This window comes from Intestinirhabdus alba, from assembly GCF_009711095.1.
In the GTDB taxonomy this organism is placed as follows: Bacteria; Pseudomonadota; Gammaproteobacteria; order Enterobacterales; family Enterobacteriaceae; genus Intestinirhabdus; species Intestinirhabdus alba.
The window spans coordinates 67123-92112 of record NZ_WMJZ01000003.1 but is presented as its reverse complement, the minus strand read 5'-3'; the positions used below and the strand labels follow the sequence as shown (position 1 = coordinate 92112).

At 59.7% G+C, this 24990-nt stretch carries 24 protein-coding genes; 15 read left to right on the top strand and 9 right to left on the bottom strand.

The annotated features are described in order from the left end of the window. Positions 1-152 precede the first annotated feature (152 nt). A complete protein-coding gene (locus tag GJV78_RS03230) occupies positions 153-1100 on the top strand; it encodes a LysR family transcriptional regulator (RefSeq protein WP_155106973.1) in 948 nt (315 codons plus the stop codon). A gap of 235 nt (positions 1101-1335) precedes the next feature. Here GJV78_RS03230 and GJV78_RS03225 read toward each other — a convergent pair whose 3' ends face one another. Further along, positions 1336-2037, bottom strand: a complete 702-nt coding sequence (locus GJV78_RS03225; protein WP_167519348.1) for an aspartate/glutamate racemase — start codon at positions 2035-2037, stop codon at positions 1336-1338. A gap of 146 nt (positions 2038-2183) precedes the next feature. On the opposite strand from GJV78_RS03225, the gene GJV78_RS03220 reads away from it, so the two are divergent. From GJV78_RS03220 to GJV78_RS03195, 6 genes are all read left to right on the top strand, one after another. Beyond that, positions 2184-2510, top strand: a complete 327-nt coding sequence (locus GJV78_RS03220) for a cupin domain-containing protein (RefSeq protein ID WP_155106971.1) — start codon at positions 2184-2186, stop codon at positions 2508-2510. A gap of 483 nt (positions 2511-2993) precedes the next feature. Continuing rightward, entirely contained in the window at positions 2994-3308 is a 315-nt protein-coding gene (locus GJV78_RS03215; RefSeq protein WP_155106970.1) for a hypothetical protein, read from the top strand. Positions 3309-3419: 111 nt separating this feature from the next. Further along, entirely contained in the window at positions 3420-4310 is an 891-nt protein-coding gene (locus GJV78_RS03210) for a carbohydrate ABC transporter permease (RefSeq protein ID WP_155106969.1), read from the top strand. After that, positions 4303-5205: a carbohydrate ABC transporter permease gene (locus tag GJV78_RS03205; protein WP_155106968.1), complete on the top strand. Its 903-nt coding sequence runs from the start codon at positions 4303-4305 to the stop codon at positions 5203-5205. The genes GJV78_RS03210 and GJV78_RS03205 overlap by 8 nt, the downstream gene beginning before the upstream one ends. 12 nt (positions 5206-5217) lie before the next feature. Beyond that, on the top strand, positions 5218-6345 hold the full coding sequence (locus tag GJV78_RS03200; RefSeq protein ID WP_155106967.1) for an ABC transporter ATP-binding protein: 1128 nt from the start codon (positions 5218-5220) through the stop codon (positions 6343-6345). A 13-nt stretch (positions 6346-6358) separates the two neighbouring features. Then, a complete protein-coding gene (locus GJV78_RS03195) occupies positions 6359-7645 on the top strand; it encodes an ABC transporter substrate-binding protein (protein WP_155106966.1) in 1287 nt (428 codons plus the stop codon). Positions 7646-8115: 470 nt separating this feature from the next. Here GJV78_RS03195 and kduD read toward each other — a convergent pair whose 3' ends face one another. Together kduD and kduI are read right to left on the bottom strand one after the other, a co-directional pair. Further along, positions 8116-8877 (bottom strand): 2-dehydro-3-deoxy-D-gluconate 5-dehydrogenase KduD, encoded by a 762-nt coding sequence (kduD, locus tag GJV78_RS03190; protein ID WP_155106965.1) that lies wholly within the window; start codon positions 8875-8877, stop codon positions 8116-8118. Between the two features lie 53 nt (positions 8878-8930). Continuing rightward, positions 8931-9767 (bottom strand): 5-dehydro-4-deoxy-D-glucuronate isomerase, encoded by an 837-nt coding sequence (kduI, locus tag GJV78_RS03185; RefSeq protein WP_167519347.1) that lies wholly within the window; start codon positions 9765-9767, stop codon positions 8931-8933. A gap of 439 nt (positions 9768-10206) precedes the next feature. On the opposite strand from kduI, the gene GJV78_RS03180 reads away from it, so the two are divergent. Next, complete coding sequence (locus GJV78_RS03180; RefSeq protein ID WP_155106964.1) at positions 10207-11382, top strand: oligogalacturonate lyase family protein; 1176 nt, start codon at positions 10207-10209, stop codon at positions 11380-11382. A gap of 251 nt (positions 11383-11633) precedes the next feature. Here GJV78_RS03180 and GJV78_RS03175 read toward each other — a convergent pair whose 3' ends face one another. Together GJV78_RS03175 and GJV78_RS03170 are read right to left on the bottom strand one after the other, a co-directional pair. Continuing rightward, entirely contained in the window at positions 11634-12317 is a 684-nt protein-coding gene (locus tag GJV78_RS03175; RefSeq protein ID WP_155106963.1) for a carbohydrate porin, read from the bottom strand. Positions 12318-12865: 548 nt separating this feature from the next. Next, positions 12866-14032, bottom strand: a complete 1167-nt coding sequence (locus tag GJV78_RS03170) for an acetyl-CoA C-acetyltransferase (RefSeq protein WP_155106962.1) — start codon at positions 14030-14032, stop codon at positions 12866-12868. Between the two features lie 326 nt (positions 14033-14358). Here GJV78_RS03170 and GJV78_RS03165 point away from each other — a divergent pair, with 326 nt between their 5' ends. Next, positions 14359-15588: an amino acid permease gene (locus GJV78_RS03165; protein WP_155106961.1), complete on the top strand. Its 1230-nt coding sequence runs from the start codon at positions 14359-14361 to the stop codon at positions 15586-15588. Positions 15589-15622: 34 nt separating this feature from the next. Here GJV78_RS03165 and rcnR read toward each other — a convergent pair whose 3' ends face one another. Continuing rightward, positions 15623-15895 carry a Ni(II)/Co(II)-binding transcriptional repressor RcnR gene (rcnR, locus tag GJV78_RS03160; RefSeq protein WP_167519346.1) on the bottom strand — a complete coding sequence of 91 codons (273 nt, stop codon included), beginning with the start codon at positions 15893-15895 and terminating at the stop codon, positions 15623-15625. 121 nt (positions 15896-16016) lie between these two features. Here rcnR and GJV78_RS03155 point away from each other — a divergent pair, with 121 nt between their 5' ends. Further along, the gene (locus GJV78_RS03155) at positions 16017-16847 is read left to right on the top strand and encodes a nickel/cobalt efflux protein RcnA (protein ID WP_155106960.1); all 831 of its coding nucleotides are present in this window, start codon (positions 16017-16019) and stop codon (positions 16845-16847) included. Positions 16848-16902: 55 nt separating this feature from the next. On the opposite strand, the gene GJV78_RS03150 is transcribed toward GJV78_RS03155, so the two are convergent. From GJV78_RS03150 to GJV78_RS03140, 3 genes are read right to left on the bottom strand one after another with little or no spacing between them, the layout of a single operon-like run. Next, a complete protein-coding gene (locus tag GJV78_RS03150; RefSeq protein ID WP_330998777.1) occupies positions 16903-17241 on the bottom strand; it encodes a GNAT family N-acetyltransferase in 339 nt (112 codons plus the stop codon). Positions 17242-17281: 40 nt separating this feature from the next. Beyond that, on the bottom strand, positions 17282-18244 hold the full coding sequence (locus GJV78_RS03145; protein WP_155106958.1) for a YhfZ family protein: 963 nt from the start codon (positions 18242-18244) through the stop codon (positions 17282-17284). Positions 18245-18259: 15 nt separating this feature from the next. Next, positions 18260-19111, bottom strand: coding sequence for a class I fructose-bisphosphate aldolase (locus GJV78_RS03140; RefSeq protein WP_155106957.1), 852 nt, complete (start codon positions 19109-19111; stop codon positions 18260-18262). A 170-nt stretch (positions 19112-19281) separates the two neighbouring features. On the opposite strand from GJV78_RS03140, the gene GJV78_RS03135 reads away from it, so the two are divergent. The 5 genes from GJV78_RS03135 (at position 19282) to GJV78_RS03115 (ending at position 24985) form a co-directional block, all read left to right on the top strand. After that, entirely contained in the window at positions 19282-20679 is a 1398-nt protein-coding gene (locus tag GJV78_RS03135; protein ID WP_155106956.1) for an FAD-binding oxidoreductase, read from the top strand. A 24-nt stretch (positions 20680-20703) separates the two neighbouring features. Then, the gene (locus GJV78_RS03130) at positions 20704-22047 is read left to right on the top strand and encodes an FGGY-family carbohydrate kinase (protein WP_155106955.1); all 1344 of its coding nucleotides are present in this window, start codon (positions 20704-20706) and stop codon (positions 22045-22047) included. Then, positions 22044-23003: a 1-phosphofructokinase family hexose kinase gene (locus GJV78_RS03125; protein WP_167519345.1), complete on the top strand. Its 960-nt coding sequence runs from the start codon at positions 22044-22046 to the stop codon at positions 23001-23003. Before GJV78_RS03130 ends, GJV78_RS03125 begins: the two co-directional genes overlap by 4 nt. A gap of 11 nt (positions 23004-23014) precedes the next feature. After that, positions 23015-24397: a sugar porter family MFS transporter gene (locus tag GJV78_RS03120; RefSeq protein WP_155106953.1), complete on the top strand. Its 1383-nt coding sequence runs from the start codon at positions 23015-23017 to the stop codon at positions 24395-24397. Positions 24398-24484: 87 nt separating this feature from the next. After that, the gene (locus GJV78_RS03115; RefSeq protein WP_155106952.1) at positions 24485-24985 is read left to right on the top strand and encodes an RbsD/FucU domain-containing protein; all 501 of its coding nucleotides are present in this window, start codon (positions 24485-24487) and stop codon (positions 24983-24985) included. Positions 24986-24990: the final 5 nt, after the last annotated feature.

The following is a 24990-nucleotide window of genomic DNA, read 5'->3' as shown; positions in this document are numbered from 1 at the left end:
TTTATGATTACGCCACAGGACGAAGCCAATAAAAAATATCGTTTTATGGCGAGTCTATGCAAAATTGATATACTCAGCCAGATGCACGGAACCCGCCCCGTTGCTCAGGTGAAAGCCGGGCGGCAGCGCGCTTCATTCAGAAGGAGATCCCAATGGCCGCCGTTAACTTACGTCACGTAGAGATTTTTCACGCGGTGATGACCGCCGGGAATTTAACGGAGGCGGCGCGGCTGCTGCATACCTCGCAGCCCACCGTCAGCCGCGAGCTGGCACGCTTTGAAAAGCTGCTGGGGCTGACGCTGTTTGAGCGCGCCAGGGGCCGTCTGCATCCGACGGTACAGGGGCTGCGCCTGTTTGAGGAGGTACAGCGCTCATGGTACGGGCTGGATCGCATCGTCAGCGCCGCACAGAGCCTGCGCGCTTTCCGCCAGGGCGAGCTTTCCGTCGCCTGCCTGCCGGTCTTCTCCCAGTCGCTGCTGCCGCCGCTGATCCAGCCGTTTCTGGCCCGCTATCCGGAGGTCAGCCTGAGCATCGTGCCGCAGGAGTCGCCGCTGCTGGAGGAGTGGCTCTCCGCCCAGCGCCACGATCTGGGGCTGACCGAAACCCTGCACACCCCCGCCGGCACCGAACGCACGGAGCTGCTGGCGCTCGACGAGGTCTGTGTGCTGCCGCCCGGCCATCCGCTGGCCCGGAAGCCGACGCTCACCCCGGAGGATTTTCACGGCGAAAACTACATCAGCCTGTCGCGCTCCGACAGCTATCGCCAGCTGCTGGACGCCCTGTTCAGCGAGCGCCAGGTCGCCCGGCGCATGGTGGTGGAAACCCACAGCGCGGCCTCGATCTGCGCGCTGGTGCGCGCGGGAGCGGGCGTCTCCGTGGTCAACCCGCTCACCGCCCTGGACTACGCGGCCAGCGGCGTCGTGGTGCGCCGCTTTAGCGTCGCCGTGCCCTTTACCGTCAGCCTGATCCGCCCGCTGCACCGCCCCGCCTCCGCGCTGGTGGACGCTTTCTGCGCGCACCTGCAGAGCAGCCACCGCCGGCTGGAGCAGGCGCTGGCGGATATTCTCGGGCCGGTTAAGGGACAAGGCTGTGTCCCTTAACCGGGCGTGGCGTCGACGCTGAGCCAGAAGCACGTAATCAAGGCGGAGGGCGCAGGACAGAGTGAACTCTGTTCAAGCCCGACAACGCAGAGTACGCACTTGTGGTTCGCGTCCCGCAGGGCTGGGGCCATTCAGGTCCGCTGCTGTGTTGCTCGCCGTGCATCTGGAATAACCAGACATTACGGCTCGCTCCTTGCCCCGGACCTGACTGACCGCCAGCGACGCTCACGCACGGTTAAGGGACACAGCCTAACATAAAGGTTACCGCGTCGGCGGCGTGGAGGGCAGTGGTGTCAAATACCGGCAGCGCGCTCTGGCCGGCGGGCACCAGCAGGCCGATCTCGGTGCAGCCAAAGATGACGCCCTGCGCCCCCTGCGCCGCCAGCCGCTCGATGGCCGCCAGAAAGTAGCGGCGCGAGGCGTCGGTAAACCGGCCAAGGCACAGCTCCTCAAAAATAATGCGGTTGATGCCGGCCCGCGTCTCCGCTTCCGGCACCAGGCAGTCAACGGCGAACCGCTGCGCCAGCCGTCCGCGGTAAAAATCCTGCTCCATGGTGTAGCGTGTACCGAGCAGCGCCACCCGACGCATCCCCTGCGCGGCAATGGCCCGACCGGTGGCGTCGGCAATATGCAAAAACGGCAGCGGGCAGCGGCTTTCAATGGCGTCGGCCACTTTATGCATCGTGTTGGTGCACAGGACAATGCCTTCCGCTCCGGCCCGCCGCAGGCCCAGGGCGGCATTGGCAAGGATTTCGCCCGCATGATCCCACTCGCCGCGCTGCTGGCAGGACTCTATGTGATGGAAATCCACGCTGTGCAGCAGCAGGCTGGCGGAGTGCAGGCCCCCCAGCCGCGCCCTGACGCCTTCATTAATTAAGCGATAATAGGGGATCGTTGATTCCCAACTCATCCCCCCCAGCAACCCGATAGTTTTCACTTTCCTTCTCCTTTTTCTGTGCATCCCGCGCCCAGTAAAACAAACTTGTGATCGGGTTTCCAGTTCATCCGGCAAACCGTTTTCTTTTCCTGCCGCCTGCGCTAATTTATTTAAAACATTGTTTCATTCAGTTACAGGAACCGCTCATGTTTGTTTTTCATAAAGAGACAACCCCTGAAGATCTGGGCAACGGCGTCACCCGCCGCATTCTGGCGCATGGCGGCAAAATGATGGCCGTGGAGGTCAGCTTTGAGCAGGGGGCGATTGGCGCGATGCATAACCACCCCCACGAGCAGCTGACTTACGTGCTCTCCGGCGAGTTTGAGTTCACTATCGGCGATGAAAAGCACATCGTCAGCGCGGGGGACACGCTGTACAAAAAGCCGGAAATTATGCACGGCTGCGTCTGCCTGAAGGCCGGCACGCTGCTGGATACCTTTACGCCGGTCCGCGAAGATTTCCTGAAGAAATAAGCGTTCTGGCCCTGTTTTGCCATCGCTCCGCCCGCTTTCTGCCCGCAAGGCGCGTCGACCCGCAGGGCGTTTTTTAGCCGGGGCCGCCGGGCGGGCGTGACGGCCAAAGCCTGCCCCATCAGGAGAGGCTGACCTGTCGTTCCGTCCCCGGGCGGCGCCCGACAAAAGGGGCTGCGTTTTAAACGGCGGCCCTGAAAGGTCACGGCACGAGTCAATTTCTCTACACGCGATATATGCTCCGTTTTCCGGGAGGCGTTCACGGACAAAATATTTGCGCCGGTGGGCCTGGCTTTAAACGGAAAAGAAAATATTCATCAGATTTGTCGGGTGTCTCAACAATTTGAAACACTGTTTCGACTTCGATCACATTTCCACCATTCTGTGAATGACGCAGAAACAAAACGCAATAGAATAAAATAAAACGACGTTTTACTAAACGAGAACGGCGGTTCATTAAGTTTAAAAGGAGGAGAAAAGCAGCGGATGCTCCAGAAAAAATCCTTTTATAACCGTCATACTTCAAGTTGCATGTGCGTTGGCTTCGGGTTACTCGTCTCATCCATGAGCCTCGCCCTGACGGGCCGCCGCCAGCGGCGTTCAAATCTGTTCCAGGCAGATTTGTCGCTCACCAGAGGCAGCCTGCGGCTGTTCAAATTCGTTCCTGACGAATTTGACACTGTGTCGCCGCGTGATTCGGCCTGTCGGCCTCACCCCTTCGGGGCCAGCCCTGGGGCTGTTCAAAACGCGCTGCGTTTTGTGCTGCAACTCGAATTATTTAGGGTATATATCAATATATAAAAATGATACCGGTTTTGCCGATGCCCAAAAACATAACGCCGCGCGCGACGACTTTGTGCGCCCGGTGACAGCTGAATCCGTATTAAACCCTTACTTGTCAGGTAGGCCGCTATGAATGAAAACAGGATGTTGGGACTGGCGTGGATATCACCCTATATAATCGGGCTGATCATTTTCACCGCCTTCCCGTTCGTTTCATCTTTCTTTCTCAGTTTTACTGAGTACGATTTGATGAGCCCTCCCGTATTTAACGGGGTGGAAAATTATCGCTATATGTTTACCGAAGATGCACTCTTCTGGAAATCAATGGGCGTGACCTTCGCCTATGTCTTTTTAACGATTCCGCTAAAGCTGGCGTTCGCGCTGGGCATTGCCTTCGTGCTTAATTTTAAATTACGCGGCATCGGCTTCTTTCGTACCGCCTATTATATTCCGTCTATTCTCGGCAGCTCCGTCGCCATCGCCGTTCTCTGGCGCGCGCTGTTCGCCATTGACGGCCTGCTGAACAGCTTTATCGGCGTATTTGGCCTCGATCCGGTGAACTGGCTGGGCGAACCCTCGCTGGCGCTGATGTCCGTTACCCTGCTGCGCGTCTGGCAGTTCGGCTCGGCGATGGTGATTTTCCTCGCCGCCCTGCAGAACGTGCCGCAGTCGCAGTATGAAGCGGCGATGATCGACGGCGCGTCGAAGTGGCAGATGTTTATCAAGGTGACCGTACCGCTGATTACCCCGGTGATCTTCTTTAACTTTATTATGCAGACCACCCAGGCGTTCCAGGAATTTACCGGACCGTACGTTATCACCGGCGGCGGCCCGACCTACTCCACCTATCTTTTCTCGCTCTATATCTACGACACCGCGTTTAAGTATTTTGACATGGGCTACGGCGCGGCGCTGGCCTGGGTACTCTTCCTGGTGGTGGCGGTCTTTGCGGCAATCGCCTTTAAGTCTTCAAAATACTGGGTGTTTTACTCTGCCGATAAGGGAGGCAAAAATGGCTGATATTCAGGAAATTTCAGCGGCCAGAGGCGTCGCCGAACGTGAAGTGGCCCGTACCCTGCGTCGGGAGAAGATTAACGCGACCGTCCGTTACGTGATTCTGCTGTTCGTCGGCCTGCTGATGCTCTATCCGCTGGTGTGGATGTTCTCGGCGTCCTTCAAGCCGAACCACGAGATCTTCACCACCCTTAGCCTGTGGCCCTCCCACGCCACCTGGGACGGCTTTGTGAACGGCTGGAAAACCGGCACCGAGTACACCTTCGGCCACTATATGCTGAACACCTTTAAGTATGTGATCCCGAAGGTGATCCTGACCATTATCTCCTCCACCATCGTGGCCTACGGCTTCGCCCGCTTCGAGATCCCGTGGAAGAAGTTCTGGTTCGCCACGCTTATCGCCACCATGCTGCTGCCGAGCACCGTGCTGCTGATCCCGCAGTATCTGATGTTCCGCGAAATGGGCATGTTGAACAGCTATATGCCGCTGTATCTGCCGCTGGCGTTCGCCACCCAGGGGTTCTTCGTCTTTATGCTGATTCAGTTCCTGCGCGGCGTCCCGCGCGATATGGAAGAGGCGGCGCAGATCGACGGCTGCAACTCCATTCAGGTGCTGTGGTACGTGGTCGTACCGATCCTGAAGCCGGCGATTATCTCCGTGGCGCTGTTCCAGTTTATGTGGTCAATGAACGACTTTATCGGGCCGCTGATTTATGTCTACAGCGTCGATAAGTACCCCATCGCACTGGCGCTGAAAATGTCCATCGACGTTACCGAAGGAGCGCCGTGGAACGAAATTCTGGCAATGGCGAGCATCTCCATTTTGCCATCCATCATTGTCTTCTTCCTGGCACAGCGCTACTTCGTACAGGGCGTGACCAGCAGCGGAATTAAAGGTTAAGAGGGAAATATCATGGCTGAAGTGATTTTCAACAAACTGGAAAAAGTGTACTCCAACGGCTTCAAAGCGGTACATGGTATCGACCTTAAAATCGCTGAAGGTGAGTTTATGGTGATCGTCGGCCCCTCCGGCTGCGCCAAGTCCACCACCCTGCGTATGCTGGCCGGCCTGGAAACCATCAGCGGCGGCGAAGTGCGCATCGGCGAGAAGATCGTCAATAACCTCGCGCCGAAGGAGCGCGGGATCGCCATGGTGTTCCAGAACTACGCGCTCTATCCGCACATGACGGTGCGGGAGAACCTCGCCTTCGGCCTGAAGCTGAGCAAAATGCCGAAGGAGCAGATTGAGCAGCAGGTGAACGAAGCGGCAAAAATCCTTGAGCTGGAAGAGCTACTGGACTGGCTGCCGCGCCAGCTCTCCGGCGGCCAGGCCCAGCGCGTGGCGGTTGGCCGCGCAATTGTGAAAAAACCTGACGTGTTCCTCTTCGATGAACCGCTCTCTAACCTCGACGCCAAGCTGCGCGCCTCCATGCGCATCCGGATTTCCGATCTGCACAAACAGCTGAAGCAGTCCGGCAAGCCGGCCACCACCGTCTACGTGACCCACGACCAGACCGAGGCGATGACCATGGGCGATCGCATCTGCGTGATGAAGCTGGGCCATATTATGCAGGTGGATACCCCGGACAACCTCTACCACAAACCGAAAAATATGTTCGTCGCGGGCTTTATCGGCGCGCCGGAGATGAATATACGCGCCAGCCGGCTGGTTGATAAGGCGGGCCAGCTCTGCCTGAGCATCGGCGATGAAGCCATGCCCCTCAACGACAGATTACGCGACAAAGCCTTTGCCCATCTGGGCCAGGAGGTGTTTTACGGCATTCGTCCGGAATTTGTCGAACTCTCCGATGAGCCTTTCGCCGGGGGCTGCTGCAGCGGCGAAATGGTGCGCGTGGAGAATATGGGCCACGAGTACTTCATCTATCTGCGGGTGGCCGACTATGAGCTCACCGCCCGCATCCCATCAGACAAAGCGAAGCCGATGATTGAAAAGGGACTTCATCGCAAGGTCTGGTTTACGTTTGACATGAGCAAGTGTCATCTCTTTGATGCCAAAACTGAACAGAACATCTCTCTCTGACTGGAGTATAAAAATGAAAAAAGTGCTGTTAAGCGCCGCTATCTCCGCCACCCTTGGTCTGACCGCGCTGCCGTCCGCGGCGCAGAACGTTGATTTGCGCATGTCCTGGTGGGGCGGCAACGGCCGTCACCAGGTCACCCTGAAAGCGCTCGAAGCGTTCCATCAGCAGAATCCGGACATCAGCGTCAAAGCGGAATACACCGGCTGGGACGGGCACCTCTCCCGCCTGACCACCCAGATCGCCGGCGGCACCGAGCCGGACGTGATGCAGACCAACTGGAACTGGCTGCCGATCTTTTCGAAAAATGGCGAAGGCTTCTACGATCTGAACAAGATGAAGGACGTGCTCGACCTCAGCCAGTTCGACGCCAAAGAGCTGCAGAGCACCACCGTTAACGGCAAGCTGAACGGTATTCCCGTCTCCGTTACCGCCCGCGTCTTCTACTTCAACAACGAAACCTGGAAGAAAGCGGGGGTTGAATACCCGAAAACCTGGGACGAGCTGATGGCGGCGGGGAAAGCCTTTGAGAGCAAGCTGGGCAAGCAGTACTATCCGGTGGTGCTGGAGCATCAGGACACCCTGGCGCTGCTCAACTCCTACATGATTCAGAAGTACAATATCCCGGCGGTGGACGAGAAGACGAAGAAATTCAGCTACAGCAAAGAGCAGTGGGTGGAGCTCTTCCAGACCTACAAACGGCTGATCGACAGCCACGTCATGCCGGACACCAAATACTATGCGTCGTTTGGTAAGAGCAACATGTATGAGATGAAGCCGTGGATCCAGGGCGAATGGGGCGGCACCTATATGTGGAACTCCACCATCACCAAATATTCCGACAACCTGAAGCCGCCGGCGAAGCTGGAGCTGGGCAACTACCCGATGCTGCCGGGGGCTACCGACGCGGGCCTGTTCTTTAAGCCCGCGCAGATGCTCTCCATCGGCAAGTCGACGAAAAACCCGGAGGCGGCGGCGAAGCTAATCAACTTCCTGCTGAACAGCAAAGAGGGGGTGGAAATCCTCGGTCTGGAGCGCGGGGTTCCGCTGAGCAAGGCGGCGGTCACCCTCCTCACCGGGGAGGGCACCATCAGGGAAAACGATCCGGCGGTCGCCGGCCTGCGCCTGGCCCAGTCGCTGCCCGCTAAACTCTCTGTTTCGCCGTACTTTGACGATCCGCAGATCGTAGCGCAGTTCGGCACCGCTCTGCAGTATATCGACTACGGCCAGAAGAGCGTGGAAGAGACCGCCGCTGACTTCCAGCGCCAGGCCGAGCGTATTCTGAAACGCGCCATGCGTTAAGCCCGTCGGCCGGACCGCGACGCGCAGGCGTCCTGTCCGGCCTGCGCTTTTCTTTATGCCGGGCGGTAAACGCCCGGCACTGTCGCTCTCTTCTCCCCCACCTTCCCTGCCCGCGCTCCGCTGAACGCTCATCGCCCCGCAGAGCGCCCGTTGGCCGGCCAACGCCGTTACGCCCTAACCCGAAAGACCGCCCCGGTAAGCGGAAGATAAACGGTCGCCACCATCCACACCCCGCTGCCTGCGGGTCGGTTCAGCGCCGGGCGGTTGGATGCAGGCTGGCCGCCAGCGCTGGCGCAGAAGGACGCCGGGGATACTGAAGCCAGGAAGCGACGTAAAAAAACGGCTCCCGGTTGAGGGGAGCCGTCAGAGTGATAACAAAGCGGGAAAAACGCAGTTTCTCCCGCTTTGCGTTTGGTTAAACGTGTCGGGGCGGTTAACCGCCCCCTTTCCGGTCACGATAACGGGAGCCGTTAACGCGCCAGCCAGCCGCCGTCTACGGCCACGGTGTAACCGTTGATGTAGTCAGAGGCGCTGGAGGCCAGGAAAACCACCGGCCCCATCAGATCGCTCGGCAGACCCCAGCGACCCGCCGGAATGCGGTCGAGGATCTCCGCGCTGCGCTGCTCGTCGGCACGCAGCTGCTGGGTGTTGTTGGTCGCCATGTAGCCCGGAGCGATAGCGTTCACGTTAATGTTATGCTTCGCCCATTCGTTAGCCATCAGACGGGTGATGCCCATCACGCCGCTTTTTGACGCGGTGTAGGACGGCACGCGGATGCCGCCCTGGAAGGAGAGCATCGAGGCAATGTTAATGATTTTGCCGCCGTTGCCCTGGGCGATGAAGTGCTTCGCCGCCGCCTGGGACATAAAGAAGACGCTCTTAATGTTCAGGTTCATCACGTCGTCCCAGTCTTTTTCGCTAAAGTCGATAGCGTCTTCACGACGGATCAGACCGGCGTTATTGACCAGGATATCAATATGACCAAACTCGGAGACCGCACGCTCCAGCAGCGCCGGAATACCGTCGATCTGACGCAGATCCGCCGTCAGGCTTAAGAAGCGGCGGCCCAGCGCGGTGACGCGCTCGATGGTTTCGGTCGGCTCGACGATGTTGATGCCGACAATATCACAGCCCGCTTCCGCCAGGCCCAGCGCCATACCCTGGCCCAGGCCGGTATCACAGCCGGTGACTACCGCAACTTTACCGGTGAGAGAGAATGCATTTAAGATCATTGTAATTCCTTATATTTATGCCTGTCCCGGACAGGCGTTATCACCGCCCGCGACTAGCGCAGATCTTTTACCGCCACGTGGTCCATATCATCAAAGACCTGGTTTTCACCAACCATGCCCCAGATGAAGGTATAGGCTTTAGTACCGACGCCGGAGTGGATGGACCAGCTCGGAGAGATCACCGCCTGCTCGTTATGCATCACGATATGGCGCGTTTCCTGCGGCTGCCCCATCATATGAAAGACGCAGGCGTCCTCTTCCATATTGAAGTAGAAGTAGACCTCCATGCGGCGCTCATGGGTATGGCACGGCATGGTGTTCCAGAGGTTACCCGGTGCCAGCTCGGTCAGCCCCATGCTCAACTGGCAGGTTTCCAGAACGTCCGGTACGAAATATTTGTTGATAGTGCGGCGGTTGCTGGTGACGTTGTCGCCCAGGGTCACCGGCGCTACGTCTGCCGGAGTGACCTTTTTGGTCGGGTAAGCGGTATGCGCAGGCGCGCAGTTGTAGTAGAACTTCGCCGGTTTCGCGCTATCGACGCTGGCGAAGACCACCTCTTTCGCCCCTTTGCCGACGTACAGCGCGTCGCGGTGGCCGATTTCATAGCACTGGCCGTCAACGGTAATGGTGCCCGCGCCGCCGATGTTGATCACGCCCAGCTCGCGGCGCTCAAGGAAATAGGTTACGCCCAGCTGTTTGCCGACTTCGCCACCCACGGAGACCGATTTAGCCACCGGCATGATGCCGCCGACGATAATACGATCAATGTGGCTGTAAACCATAGTGTATTCGTCAGCGACGAACACCTTTTCCACTAAAAATTCTTTGCGCAGCCCCTGGGTGTCCAGCGTTTTGGCGTGCTCGCTGTGAATGCTTTGTCTGACGTCCACATTAACCTCCGGTGATCGAACGATCGTGAATGACTTAACGAATAGCGAAACGCTGTTCCGTTTTACTCAATGCGCTAATGATATCCCGCCGGAAGAGAGTTTTCAATTACAAATAAAACAACGTTTCATTTTTTCTGCGTGTAATTATTAAAACTGTAATTACGATCACGAACGCGCCGCCGGACGGCGGGAATGAAAAAATAAATTTCTTTATAAAAAAATAAGTTACCTCACATTGACGCGCAGACTCCCGGCACACCCAACGCCGGGCCTGCATAACGTACTATCGCCTCTGCGCCCCTTTTCTTATAAATTGCGCAGTCAGTCACACACAATGAAACATCGTTTTGATAATTTAACACTCTCTTTTTAATCTTATCATAAATCTGGGTACTGTCGCGGATCGCTGGCATCCAACGTGCAGTAAAAGGAGAGCATTATGGCTAAAGGCATGCGGGTTAAGCTGAACTATGAGGTCAGCCGCGATCCCGACACGGGCGTGGAAGTCACTCGCCTGACCCCACCGGACGTAATCTGTCACCGCAACTATTTTTATCAGAAGTGTTTCTTTAACGACGGCAGCCATCTGCTTTTCGCCGGGGAGTTTGACGGCCACTGGAACTACTATCTGCTGGATATCGCCAACGCCGAGGCGGTACAGCTGACGGAAGGAGCCGGTGACAACACCTTCGGCGGCTTTCTCTCTCCCGACGACAGCGCCCTCTTCTACGTGAAAAACGATCGCACCCTGCGGGAAGTCAACCTGAAAACCCTGGACGAGCGCGAAGTATACCGCGTGCCGGACGACTGGGTGGGCTACGGCACCTGGGTCGCCAACAGCGACTGCACAAAGCTGGTGGGCATCGAAATCGCCAAAAGCGACTGGACGCCGCTGAACGACTGGAAAATCTTCCACGACTTTTTTCACAAAGGCCCTCGCTGCCGGCTGCTGCGCGTGGATTTAAAAACCGGCGACAGCGTGACGATCCACGAGGAAAAACTGTGGCTCGGCCACCCTATCTATCGCCCGTTTGACGATAATACCGTCGCCTTCTGCCATGAAGGCCCGCACGATCTGATCGACGCGCGCATGTGGCTGGTCAATGAAGACGGCAGCAATATCCGCAAGGTAAAAGATCATGCGGAAGGCGAGAGCTGCACCCATGAATTCTGGGTGCCGGACGGCTCCGCGCTGCTCTATGTCTCCTATCTGAAAGGGCAGCAGGGGCGCACCATCGCCCGCTACAACCCGGACACCGGCGTGAACGAAGAGATTATGCAGATGCCCGCCTGCTCGCACCTAATGAGCAACGTCGACGGCTCGCTGCTGGTGGGCGACGGCTCCGGCACGCCGGTGGACGTGAAGGATACCGGCGGCTACACCATTGATAACGATCCCTACCTCTACGGCTTTGACGTGGCGAAAAAAAGCTATTTCCGCATTGCCCGCCACGACACCTCCTGGGCCACCGTGGCGAACAGCCGTCAGGTCACCCATCCGCATCCCTCCTTTACGCCTGACGATCGCGCGGTGCTGTTCAGCTCCGATAAAGACGGCAAGCCCGCGCTTTATATCGCGAAGCTTCCCGGACAGCCGGAGCTGATGCGGCTGTAAATTTCCATTTTGCGTCCATGTTTCTGTAACTGGCCTTGCCCTCCCTGACGGAGGGCTTTTTTGGGTTCACGCTAATCTGCGATGAACCTTTTTTGCGGTTGGCCGCAGGGCAGGCAGAGCCGCGTCAACGGGGCGGAAATAAAGAAAAAAAGCCCCGGCCAGGAACCGGGGCAAACCATGAAACAGGGCAATCTCAGTTTCTTAACTGTGCGGCTCGCCGCGTATCGGGGCCAGCTCGCGTCTTATCGGTATCAGAAGGAATAGGCGACGCCTACGCGAAAACGGGTCTGCCGCTCGTCGGAGGTTTTTACCCCCACGTTGCCGATTTCCGCATACGGTGCCCAGTTTTTATCCCATTTATAGGCCAGCCTGGCGTTATATTCCGTAGACCAGGTTTTATTATTATTGCGCGGTTGTCCTTCGCTGCTTTTTGCATAAACATAGTTCAGCTCGGTGCGCCAGTCGCCAAGCACCCAGCCCACCCAGGCATCGCCACGGTTAACTTTATCATCGTCTTTATTATCACTTGACGGATAGCGGGTATATTCATAGCGATAGCGCGCCGCCGCGTACAGGCCGTTATCAAAGCTGTACTGCAGGTGAATATTTGGCTTGTAAATCGTCCGGCTGTCGTTGCTCTCCAGGGTAAACGCAGGCGTAATTGCTATATTTTCCGTGGCCTTCCAGCGCCAGCTCAGTGAATCTTCGTGACCATTGCCCACCGTGTCGGAAAAAGGCCGATCGGCCTTATCGCCGCCGGATTTCCATTTTGCCTCAACGGAGAAACCAACGCCGTTGGCAAAACGGTGAGAGACTGACACGCGGTCGGCATTAGCCCCGCTGTCGATATATTCGTGACGTAAATCAACGGTAACCGCCTGAGCGACGAACGACGCGCCAATTAAAGCCGCCACTCCCAGAGCTTTTTTAAACATACACCACCCTCAAATTAAAATAGCGTTTCTTTTTTATGGAATGTTATTTTATTTTTTTAGATGGCATCATTTTAGTGATCGCGATCGTAAATATTTGTTTCAAAAAAAACGGACCCCCACGGCGTGATACGCATCAAATAAACAAGCGTCACGGGATAAAAAATAACGGGTTCGATCACATTTTATTTTTAATATAACAGAGCCTCCTGTAATCAGGCTTTCATTAAGAAAGAGCTTATAAAGATTTCGGGAAAAACCGATGCCTCCACACCGGGATTTTATGGCGGATAATACCCACGGTAATTATTGCTTAGGATATTATCTGTCCACCGGCAGGACGAATGAATCTCATCTGCTCCCCAACGCAGAAATGTCGCGCACGGGCAGCGCGGAACGCCGCAGCCAGGCGTGATTGCGGACTAAGCGCCTGGCCCACCAGGCGCTTAGTAACGGACAGGAGGGCTGAGATTATCGCCAGGAACAGGCGGTAAGCCTGCTCCCGGCACAGCGGGCCGGGGAAATAACGGCGCAGCGCGCCGGAAAGTGTGTTAATCGCGATCGATGGCCAGAGCCACGCCCTGCCCGCCGCCAATGCACAGGGTCGCCAGCCCTTTTCGCGCATTGCGTTTGACCATTTCATGCACCAGCGAGACCAGTATCCGGCAGCCGGAGGCACCCACCGGATGACCAAGGGCGATGGCCCCGCCGTTGACGTTGACCCGCTGCTCGTCCCACTCAAGCATCTTACCAACCGAAAGCGCCTGGGCGGCGAAGGCTTCGTTAGCCTCGATAAGATCGACCTCCGCCAGCTGCCAGCCCGCCCGCTCAAGGCAGCGTCGGGTGGCGTAGACCGGCGCAATCCCCATCAGCGCCGGATCGACGCCAACGCTTGCGAAGGCGCGAATGCGCGCCAGCGTCGGCAGACCCAGCGCCTGCGCCTTTGCCTCGCTCATCATCATTACCGCCGCCGCCCCGTCGTTGATCGTCGAGGCGTTGCCTGCGGTCACCGAACCCAGCGCGTCGTAGGCGGGGGAGAGGCGGGCCAGCCCTTCGGCGCTGGCGTCGGCGCGCGGCTGCTCATCGGTATCCACCAGCAGCGTCTCCCCGTCCCGGCGGATGGCTACCGGCACAATCTCATCGCGGAAGCGCCCGGCCTCTATCGCCGCCCGCGCCTTTTGCCAGGAGCGAAGCGCATACGAATCCTGCAGCTCACGGCTGATGTCATACTCGCGGGCCAGATTTTCGGCCGTCACCCCGATGTGATAGTCATTAAAGGCGTCCCACAGCCCGTCGTGCACCAGGCTGTCAATCAGCTGGCCGCCGCCGGACCGGGCGTCGGCTAAAACGTGCGGTGCCCGGCTCATGTTTTCCTGGCCGCCGGCGATTACGATGTCCGCCTCGCCGCACTGGATGGCCTGGGTCGCCAGATGCAGCGCCTTCAGCCCGGACCCGCAGACGTCGTTAATGGTGATAGCAGAAACCGTATTGGGCAAACCACCCCGGATGGCCGACTGACGCGCCGGATTCTGCCCGGCACCGGCGGTCAGCACCTGGCCGAGGATCACTTCATCAACGGCGCGGGCGTCCACCCCGGTGCGCGCCATCAGCGCACCGATCACCAGGCTACCCAGCTCAACGGCGGAGTGACGGGACAGCGTGCCCTGAAAGCAACCGATAGGCGTTCGCAGCGCCCCCACTATTACCACCTCTTTCATTACGACCTCTGTGCAAAAAGACAGCGCAATAGTAAAGCATCGGTAAATATTGTTAGCGTGAATGTTTTAAAAAGGGTGATTGTTATCACAAAGGATGTCCACCGCCGGCGCGGGCGGGTCCGGCTTAACCGGCACGGCGTTGAGGGTGAGCCAGAAAGGCGTTATCAGGACGGGGCGAACCCGGCACCAGCCCGGCAGGGCGACGCCTTGCGCGTTATCCTGCCCGATCTGCCGCCTCTGTCAGCGGTTTAATACTCCCAGAAAAAGGCTAATTTATGATAAATTGCACTTCTTTTTGTTTATTTTATAGTTGATACATTCAAATAATGTCGAAAATTTGGTCAAAAGAAGAAACTCTATGGAGCTTCGCGTTGTATGGGACGGCCGTTGGCGCGGGAACCCTTTTTCTCCCCGTCCAGCTCGGTTCGGCGGGGCCGATCGTGCTGTTTATCACCGCGCTGGTCGCCTGGCCGCTCACCTGGTGGCCGCACCGGGCCCTGTGCCAGTTTATCCTCTCCGCAAAAACCTCGGCGGGCGAAGGGATCACCGGCGCGGTGACTTACTATTACGGTAAAAAAATCGGTAGCCTGATCACCGCCCTCTACTTCCTCGCCTTCTTCGTGGTGGTGCTTATCTATGCGGTAGCCATCACTAACTCGCTGACGGAGCAGCTGGCCCGGCATATGCAGGTCGATCTCCGGCTGCGGATGCTGGTAAGCCTCGGGGTGGTGCTGACCCTCAACCTGATCTTCCTGATGGGTCGCCATGCGACAATCCGCGTGATGGGCTTTCTGGTCTTCCCGCTTATCGCCTATTTTCTGTTTCTTTCGCTCTGGCTGATCGGCAGCTGGCAGCCAGAGCTACTGACCGGGCAGATGGTCGTTAACTCACATACCCTTCATCAGGTCTGGATCTCCATTCCGGTGATGGTTTTTGCTTTTAGCCATACGCCTATCATCTCCACGTTCGCCATCGATCGGCGCGAGAAGTACGGCGAACAGGCTATGGATAAATGCAAAAAAATCATGAGGGTGGCCTACCTGATCATCTGCCTGAGCGTGCTGTTCTTTGTGTTCAGCTGCCTGCTCTCTATTCCGCCCGTCTTCATTGAGGCGGCGAAGCGCGAGGGGGTGACCATTCTCTCCGCGCTGTCGATGATGCCCAACGCGCCCGGGTGGCTCTCGGTTTCGGGGATTATCGTGGCGGTGATCGCCATGTCGAAGTCATTTCTCGGCACCTGGTTTGGCGTGATTGAGGGGGCAACCGAGATGGTCAAAACCGGGCTGGCGCAGGCCGGGGTGAAAAAAAGCCGCGCCTTTAACCGGGCGCTGGCGATCGCGCTGGTTTCCACGATCGCCTTTATCATCTGCTGCATCAACCCGAACGCCATCTCGATGATTTACGCCATCAGCGGGCCGCTTATCGCCATGATCCTGTTTATTATGCCGACGCTGTCGACCTGGATCATTCCCGCACTGAAGCCGTACCGCTCGGCAGGTAACCTGATCACCCTGATCGTGGGCCTGCTGTGCGTCTCGGTGATGTTTTCCGGCTAACCGGCCCCGGCGGGCCGTTTAGCCCGCCGGGTGGCTATTTAATGTAGGAGTCCAGCACCTTCAGCACCACGTCCAGATCCTCTTCGCGCTTCTCCTCGTCGTTCTGATGAACGATATGTTCGGTCAGATGCCCCTTAATCACCTCGCGCATCAGGCCGTTTACCGCCCCGCGGATCGCCGCGATCTGCTGCAGCACCGCCGCGCATTCATGCGGCTCGTCGAGCATTTTCTTCAGCGCCGTCACCTGCCCCTGAATCTTGCTGGCGCGCGCCTTAAGCTTTTGCTTATCCCGAATCGTATGCGGCACGGCAATACCTCATTAACAAAAAATTGTGGAGAATTATAGCACTGCGATTCTACTGGGGGGTAGTATTCGGTACTAGGGGGGAGTAGAATCCGGACAAACAACTTAACGAAGCATCATTATCATGGGTGAATTCACAACGCTGCTTCAACAGGGCAACGCCTGGTTTTTTATTCCCGGCGCAATTTTACTGGGCGTGCTGCACGGGCTGGAGCCGGGCCACTCCAAGACCATGATGGCGGCGTTCATTATCGCCATTAAGGGCACCGTCCGGCAGGCCGTTATGCTGGGGCTGGCGGCGACCCTCTCCCACACGGCGGTGGTCTGGCTGATCGCGCTGGGCGGGATGTCCCTTAGTCGGGCCTTCACGGCGGAGTCGGTGGAGCCGTGGCTGCAGCTCGTTTCCGCGCTTATTATTCTCGCTACCGCCGGGTGGATGTTCCGGCAGACCCGGCGCGGCGAGCGGGGCTGGCTGGCGGAGATGCACCATCATGACCACCACGATCGTCATGAGCATGACGATCATCATCACGACCACCCTCACCAGGGCCAGGGGGCGGAAGGGGGACGGGAGTATCAGGATGCCCACGAGCGGGCGCACGCCGACGAGATCCAGCGCCGCTTTCACGGCGGAACAGCCACGAACGGGCAGATTTTACTCTTCGGCCTGACCGGCGGGCTGATCCCCTGCCCGGCCGCCATCACCGTTCTGCTGATCTGCCTCCAGCTGAAGGCGTTCACCCTGGGGGCCACCCTGGTGCTCTGCTTTAGTCTCGGGCTGGCCATCACCCTGGTGGCGGTGGGGGTCGGCGCGGCGATTGGCGTTCGCCAGGCGGCGAAGCGCTGGGACGGCCTTAACGCGCTGGCGCGCAGAGCGCCCTACGCCTCCAGCCTGCTGATCGCCTGCGTGGGCCTGTATATGGGGATTCATGGCTGGCTGGGGATTGTGCGCTGAGGAGCGCCCGGGGCGCGCGTCTCCCCCGCTTTTATCGCCCCGGTTCTGCCGGGCCTCAGGCGCGAACGTCGTCATAGTCGCGGGTTTTGTCGAACTCATGCTTCGCAAACGGGCAGAGCGGAATAATTTTCCGCCGCTCGCGGCGCATTTTCTCTACCACCTTCGCCACCAGCAGCTTACCCACGCCCTGCCCCTTCAGGCTGGCGTCCACCCCGGTGTGCTCAATAACGATCAGATTGTCGCCCGTCGGCACATAGACAATCTCGGCCACCGGGCTGCCCGCCGCATCGTTAACGTAGAACTTGTTATGCCCTTCACGTATTTCCATTTTGTCCCTCGCTTGATCGGTAGACGGCTTCAGCACGCTGTCGCCACGCGCCACCTCTTTTAGCATAACGCACGGCCCGGACGGAGCGAAAAACGCCGCGCCCGGCTCAGCGAAAGCGCAGGGTATCGGGGACGCAGGCAAGCGTGGCGTCCGGGGCGTTCAACGGCAGCGCGGCCTGTTTTTTCACTTCATCGAAATCAATCAGCTGCAGGAGCCGGGCCACCGGGGATGCCGTATGCGCCACCAGCACGGCGCTGGAGATGGATTCCGCCATTCTCAGGGCGTCGGGGTTGTCTAACGGGCGGATCCGCAGGCCGATCTTCTCCAGCGGGATCAGTGAAGGCTCCTGATGCCAGACGCCGGTGTCGATCTCGCCGAGAAACACCGCCCTCGGCAGGAGGGTAAAATCGATTTCAACGTACTCGTACCGGGATTCAGGAAACTGCGCGTGGGTCAGCCGCTGATGATCGCTGGAGTGAAAGTCGATGCCGACGCGCGGCCGCGCCCTGGCGAGCGCTTCGGTTTTTTCCACTACCACCAGGCTGTCAGGGCGATAGTAGCTGCCGTGGCCCACCTCAAACAGCGCATAGCCCTCTTCCATCGCGTGCGCCATCAGCATCTGCGCGGAGCCGGAGGAGAGCAGGACAATATCCGCTTCGTCCCTGGCGAACGCCGCCAGCCGGGAGCGCGCGCCGCGCAGATAGCCGACGGTGGCGATCGCGCCCCAGCGGCCGCACTGTTCGACCAGCGCCGAGGCGACCTGCGTCGCTTCAAGGGAGCCTCTGGGGGGCAGCAGCATATGAACCGGGGGGATACGCGCGGCGCTCCACAGCAGCGCAAAGTTCCAGGCCACCACAAAGGTTCCCTGATGGCCCCGGGAGACAAGCGTGACCGCGCCGGACTTTTTCAGCTCCTGCAGCGCTTTCTGGACCGTACCGGAGCCGATCTCCAGCACCTCCTGGAACCAGGAGGTGGTAGGAAGACGCCCGGACAGGCCGAGCGTAATAATCGTGCGGGCAATAAATGCTACCGGAGAAAGCTGCTTCGCATCACGCGCAATAACCGTCATGGTTTCCGCCGACTCTTACCGTTCCAGAAACTGCAACGCCCGTTCGACGCTCCGATCCTCATGCACGACGGCATGGAGGGCGCGAAGCACCGCGGCAGGCTGCTGCGCCCGGAAAATACGTCGACCAAACATTACCCCTTTAGCCCCCGCCCGCATGGCGTCCGCCGCCAGCTGCAGCGTAGATTGCGGATCCTCACCGCCGGCACCGCCCGCGAGCAGCACCGGAGTATAACAGGTGCTTGTTACGGCAGCAAAATCCTCCACCGAGCCGGGCCACAGGGCCTTCACCAGGTCCGCCCCGATATCCGCCGCGATGCGGCAGTACATGCTCATTACCTTTGCGCTGAGGGCGTCGGGATCGACGCCTTCCAGCGCCGAGCGCGGCTCAATAATCACCGCGATCCCGTGCCGCTCGCATTCGCGGACGATATGGGTATTGCGGGCGATTTCCGCCTGCTCCAGGGCGGTGTCCTTCTGGCCGAGGTACATGTAGGTCATCACGGCGTCGATGCCACAGGCGGCCACGTCGCTGATTTCCGCCAACTGCGCCAGTACGCCCTCACCCCGGCCATCTTTCCCCGGCGTGTAAATGCCCCGCGCGTGGTTTTTCCAGTCAAGATGCAGCACGAAGCCGGGGCGATCACGGCCGATAAAGGTCTTCTCCACCAGCGGGATCATGCCAGGGGAGACCATCACGCCGTCCGCGGCGCGCAGCTGCGCAAATACGCTTTCAATCTCATCGCGGGTTTTCAGCCCTGAGGGCGGGCCAGCCATGACGCCGTGGGAGGCGGCAACCACCACCGCGCGTCCCGTTTCCGGGCGTAAGAGGCGTCCTAAGCGAACGGCTTTACCGGTTCGGGTATCCATCTTGCTCTCCTTCACAAAGTTGAGAAAAACCAAAAAATGCAATTTGCAGCTTTCTGCAAATTGATCGTATATTAGCCGCAAATGCGCTGTCAATGACTTATCCCACGGGCCTTTTGAAGCCGATCACAGCGCCAGAATATTCCATTACCTTCGTCAATGCAGGAGTTTGTATGTCTGACATTTCTCACCTGATCGCCGCCCTGAAAGCCGCCCTACCCGAATCGCAGGTTCTTACCGATCGCGACACGCTGCGGGACTCCAGCCATGATACCTGGCCGCTCTCCACCAAGCTCCGGCGTCTGGGCTGCCATGACTACCAGGCCGACGTGGTGGTGAAGGTCACTGAGGAACAGCAGATTCAGCAGGTGCTGGCGCTGGCGACGGCGCACGACGTGCCGGTCACTCCCAGGGCGCTGGCCTCCTCGGTGACCGGCCAGCCGCTGCCCACCCGCGGCGGTATCGTACTGGACCTGACCGCCATGACCCAATATCGCGATATCAATACCACGAACCTGACCGTCGAGGTTTCCGCCGGCTATAACGGCGGCCAGCTGGAGGACGAGCTGCAGCAGATGGGCTGGACCCTCGGCCATTCGCCGCAGTCGCTGTATCAGTCCAGCGTCGGCGGCTGGCTCTCGACGCTGGCGACCGGGCAGTTCTCCTCTTATTACGGCGGCATTGAGGATCTGATCACCGCCTATACGGCGATCCTCGCCACCGGCGAAAAAATCCGCCTGAAGGCGTCGCCGCGCGCGGCGATGGGGCCGGATCTCCGCCAGCTGTTTATCGGCGCGGAGGGCACGCTGGGCATCGTCACCTCGGTGCAGCTGAAGATCTTCCCGCTGCCCCAGACCCGCCTTTTTGATTCCCTGGAGCTGCCCTCGGTGGAGGCGGGGCTGGCCATTATGCGCGAACAGGCGATGGCCGGGCTGCGCCCGTTCCTGCTGCGCCTGTACGACGCCAACGAAGCCCGCCACGCGATGCTCAATCCGCAGCAGGAGCGGCCGGTGATGTTCCTCGGCACCCAGGGCGTCGACGCCGTCGCGCGGGCGGAAATGGACGCTTTTATGGCCATCGTTCACCGCCACGGCGGGAAGTCCGTCGGCAGCGAAGGGGTGCTGAAATGGATGGATCGCCGCTTTGACTTCTCCACCGTCGAGAACCTGCTCGACTCCCCCGGCGGGTTTGCCGAAACCATCGAAATCGCCCACACCTGGGACGGCATCGCCGGCCTCTATCACGCCCTGCATAACGCGCTGACGCCGCTGGCGGGCGAGGTGCTGTCGCACTTTTCGCACGTCTACCCGCAGGGCACCTCGATGTACATGATCCTGCTCGGCCGGGAGGCGACCGACGCCGAAGCGGTGGAGAAACTGCGCACCATCTGGCGCGAGACGATGCGCATCTGCCTTGAGCATAACGCCGAGCTGTCGCACCACCACGGCGGCGGCCTGGTACGCTCGCCCTATGCCCGGCAGTCGCTTGGCTCCGCGCATCTGCTGCTGCGCAGATTAAAGCAGGCGCTCGATCCGAACGGCGTACTCAATCCTGGCAAGCTGGGGTTATAACCTGCACATCGGGGGGCAATCGCTATGTGGTTTCTCGGTATCGATATCGGCACCACGCACCTTAAAGTTATCGGCATGGGCGAGGACGGCACGCTTTTGCCGGTGAGGAAGCGCCGGACGCCGGTTTTGCAGCGCAACGGGCTGACCTTCCACGACGCGCTGGCGGTCTGGCGGGATCTCTCGGCGCTGATCCAGGCCTACTCGGGCGACGAAGCGCGGCGCTGGGGCCCGCTGGCCGCCGTCTCGGTAGGCACCTTCGGCCAGGAGGAGTCGGTGGCGGTCGACCGCAGCGGGAAGGTGCTGTGGCCCTCCCTGGCCTGGTGGGAGAACTACCCGGACCCGGCGCTGGACGCCAGCCTGCACCGGTGGCTGGACGGCGAGGCACACTACGCCGTTTCCGGGATGCGCTCGCGCCCCAACCAAAGCCCTGAGCGGCTGAGCTGGATACGCCGCCACGATCCGGCCCTCTGGCGGCAGATCGATCTGTGGGTGGACTTCGGCAGCTACGTGATGTGGCAGATGACCGGCGAGTGGCGCGCGGCTACCTCGCAGATCACCCACTCCCAGTGCGTCGACCTCAGGTCAATGCGGCTGCATGAGCCGACGCTGGCGCGGCTGGACTTCCCGCCGACGCTTTTTCCGACAATGGCGGATACCGGCGAGCGCTGCGGGGAGATCCGCCCCGACGCGCTGCCGGGCGTGCCCCTCGCTCCCGGAGCCAGCGTCTTCGTCGGCGGACACGATCAGATCGTCGGCGCGTGGGCGGTGCAAAATTATCAGCCCACCAGCGTCTTTGACTCAATAGGCACCTCTGAGTACCTGATGGTGCTCACGCCGCACTTCCCGGACGCCGCCGCCGCGTGGCGGCTGGAGGTGGATATCGAGCGCACCTGGAAAGCGGGCGAGTTTGTGATGGGCTGCGCCACGCCCTCCGGCAAAATTATCCAGACGCTGGCGGAGCTGCTGTATCAGGGCGACTACGACCTGCTGTTCCGGGATCTGCTCGCCGACGCCCCCCCTTCCGCCGTCTCGGTTTCGGTTAACGAGGCGGAGGCGCGGGGGCTGTTCTCCCTGCACCATCTGAACGCCGGCGTCCGCCCCGCCGGCATTGTCCAGGCCACCCTGAATCATATCGCCGACCGCGCGTTTCGCCTGCTCTCGCAGATGGGCGAAACCGGCGGGATCCTGCCCCAGGACGCCGTGCTGATGGGCTCGCTGTTTCAGCGTCCGGAGATGCTGGAGCACCGTCGGCGGCGCTGGAACATGCCGCTGTTCGTCAGCGATCTGGACGAACCCGTCGCCACGGGGGCCGCCATGATCGCCCGCGAAAGCTGGTTTATTGCAACCCACCGGGAGGATCGGCTGTGAACGTTATTATCGCCTCACTCAATACGGCTATCGAACGCCTGCTGCTGGTTGACAGACAGCAGCCTGGCGAAGTGCACCGGCTGCTGGATGACAAAACCCTGGCGGGCGGCAAAGGCGTCAACGTCGCCCGCGTCATACGCCAGCTCCATTCCCATCTGCCCGACTGCCCGACGCCGCTGCTGCTGGGATTTCTCGGCGGTGCCACCGGGCGGCTGTGTCGCGAGCTGCTGGCGCAGGAGGCGCTGGAGGGCCGCTGGTGCGAGATCGCAGGCAGCACGCGGATTTGCGAAGTGGTAACCGAGGTGCAGGCACCGGAGAAGGCCAGCGTCTACAACACCGCCGGGCCTGCCGTCACGCCGCCTGAACATCAGCGCCTGCACGCCCTGCTGGCCCAGGTACTGCCGCAGGCCGACGCGCTTATCTGCACCGGATCGCTGGCGAAAAGCCTGCCCCCCGACGAGTACGGGCGCTGGATAACCCTCGCCCGCACGACCGGCGCGCTGACGCTGCTGGATACCCACGGCCCCGCCCTGCTGCACTCCGCCGGGGCGCTGCCGGACATCATTAAAATCAACCGCGACGAGCTGCGCCAGGCAAGCGCCGCGTCAGAGGAGAACCTGCCGCAGGCCTGGCTGGCGCAGGGGGTGCGCTGCGTCATTATCACCGACGGCCAGCGCCCCACCCTGGCGCTGACGCCCGACGGCGATTACGAGATCGCCTCACCGCAGGTAGCGACCGCCAGCCCGGTCGGTTCGGGGGACGCCTACTGCGGCGGGCTGATCGCCAGTCTGCTGGCCCGTCCCCGGGCCGGGTGGCGGGAGCATCTTACCCTGGCCGCGGCCTGCGGGGCGGCCAACGCCGCCAGCCCGACGGCCGGACTGGCCGCCGATATGAATCTTGCTGACCTGCAACAGCGCTGCGCGGTACGCGCCCTGCCGCGCTCACCCGCCCGATAACGGAGAGAACTATGGTTAGTCATACGCCGATCCTGGCCGGCAACGCCTGGATGCGAAACGTTCTGTTAATTGCCTTCGTGACCGCCGTCGGGGGATTTCTCTTCGGCTTTGACAACGGCAGCATCTCCGGGTCGATCGGCTTTTTACACAGCCGCTTCAGCCTGGATGCCGACGGCATCGGCTGGGTTACGTCATCCATTATCGTCGGCTGTATTATCGGCGTGGCGCTGGCCGGCCCGCTTTCCGACGCGGTGGGCAGAAAAAAGGTGCTGCTGCTGACGGCGCTGATCTTCATCTTTGGCGTGCTGGGGGAGGCGCTCGCCGCTTCGCCGGAGATGCTGGTGTGGTTCCGCATTATTGTTGGCGTCGGCATCGGCATTGAGACCACCGTCGCGCCCCTCTATATCGCCGAGGTGTCCCCGGCGCACATTCGCGGGCGGCTGGTCTCGCTGAACCAGCTGTTCAACTGCATCGGCAATCTGGCGATCTTCTCTATTTCCGCCGTTATCGCCCGCTACGCCAGCGAAGCGTGGAACGTTGAATACGGCTGGCGGGTGATTTTCGCCACCGGCATCGCCCCGGCCGGGGTTTTTCTGCTGCTGTTGCTGCTGGTGCCGGAAAGCCCCCGCTGGCTGGCGCGCAAGGGGCGCATGGACCAGGCCCTCGACATCCTGCGCAAAATTAACCCGGACGAGGCCGCCGCCAGGGGGCAGCTGGAAGCCATTCAGCGCGCCCTGCAAAGCGAAAGCGCCCCCCGCCTGCGCGAGCTGTTCACCCCTCGCCTGCGGCGGGCGCTGGCGGTTGGCTTCTGCGTCGCCCTTTTCCAGCAGATCGCCGGCATCAACGCCATTTTTTACTACGCGCCGGAGATTTTTAAAATGGCCGGGGCCAACGTCAGCGGCGCAATGTCCTTTACCGTGCTTATCGGCATCACGCTGGTTGTCGCCACGCTGGTTTCCATGTGGATCATCGACAGGGTCGGGCGGCGCTCGCTGCTTATTTTTGGCTCGGCGGGGATGGCCGTTTCCCTCGTCTGCACCGGGTTGCTGTTCCGCGCCAGCGAAGCGCAGACCACGCTGCTGCTGATTTGCATCCTCGCCTACGTGGCGATTTTCGCCGTCTCTTACGGCACCGTGGCCTATGTGATTATTTCCGAGATCTTTCCCGTCCGCGTGCGCGGCATTGCGGTGTCAATTGCCACTTTCGCCCTGTGGGGCGGCAACTTTTTCGTTTCCCGTTTTTTTCCGCTGCTGGTGGAAAATATCAGCGCGGCAAACACCTTCTTTATTTTTGCCGCTATTTCCCTGGTCGCCTTAATTTTCGTGCTGGCAATGGTGCCGGAAACCAAAGGAAAAACGCTGGAGCAAATTGAAGCGGAGCTGCACGGAAAATAGTTTTGTCGCCGCCGCTTATTATTTTCTGGCGGCGTTGGTATATAGAAAAAAAATAACCTCACCTCTGTAACCTATCAGGAGAATCCAATGAGACCTGACAAAATTCTGCACCCCCAGGTCGCCGAAGCGTTAGCCAGCTTAGGCCACGGCGATATTATTTTAGTGACCGACGCCGGTGCCCCTATTCCGCCGGGCAACCACAGAATCGACCTGGCCTTTTGCGCCGGTAGCGTCGATCTGCTGGTTATTCTGCGCGCCCTGCGGCGGGAGCTGTTTATTGAGAACGTGATTTTCGCTGAGGAGATCCCGAAAAATAACCCCAACCTGCTGCGGCAGGTAACGGAAATATTTACCGGCTCCGGCGCAGACTTTACGTCTATCCCGCACCAGAAGCTGGTAGCCGATATTTATCCCCGCGCCAGGGTGACCCTCCGCTCCGGCTCGCTGATGCCGTGGGGAAATTTCGCCCTGGTCGCCAGCACCGATCCGGACGCCTGGTTTGATGACTCGATGATAATGCTGCCGGAATACGCGGCGCGTTCGGCAAAGATTAAAAACGGGGCCGTACCGCAACTTAAAAAAGAGTGACGGGT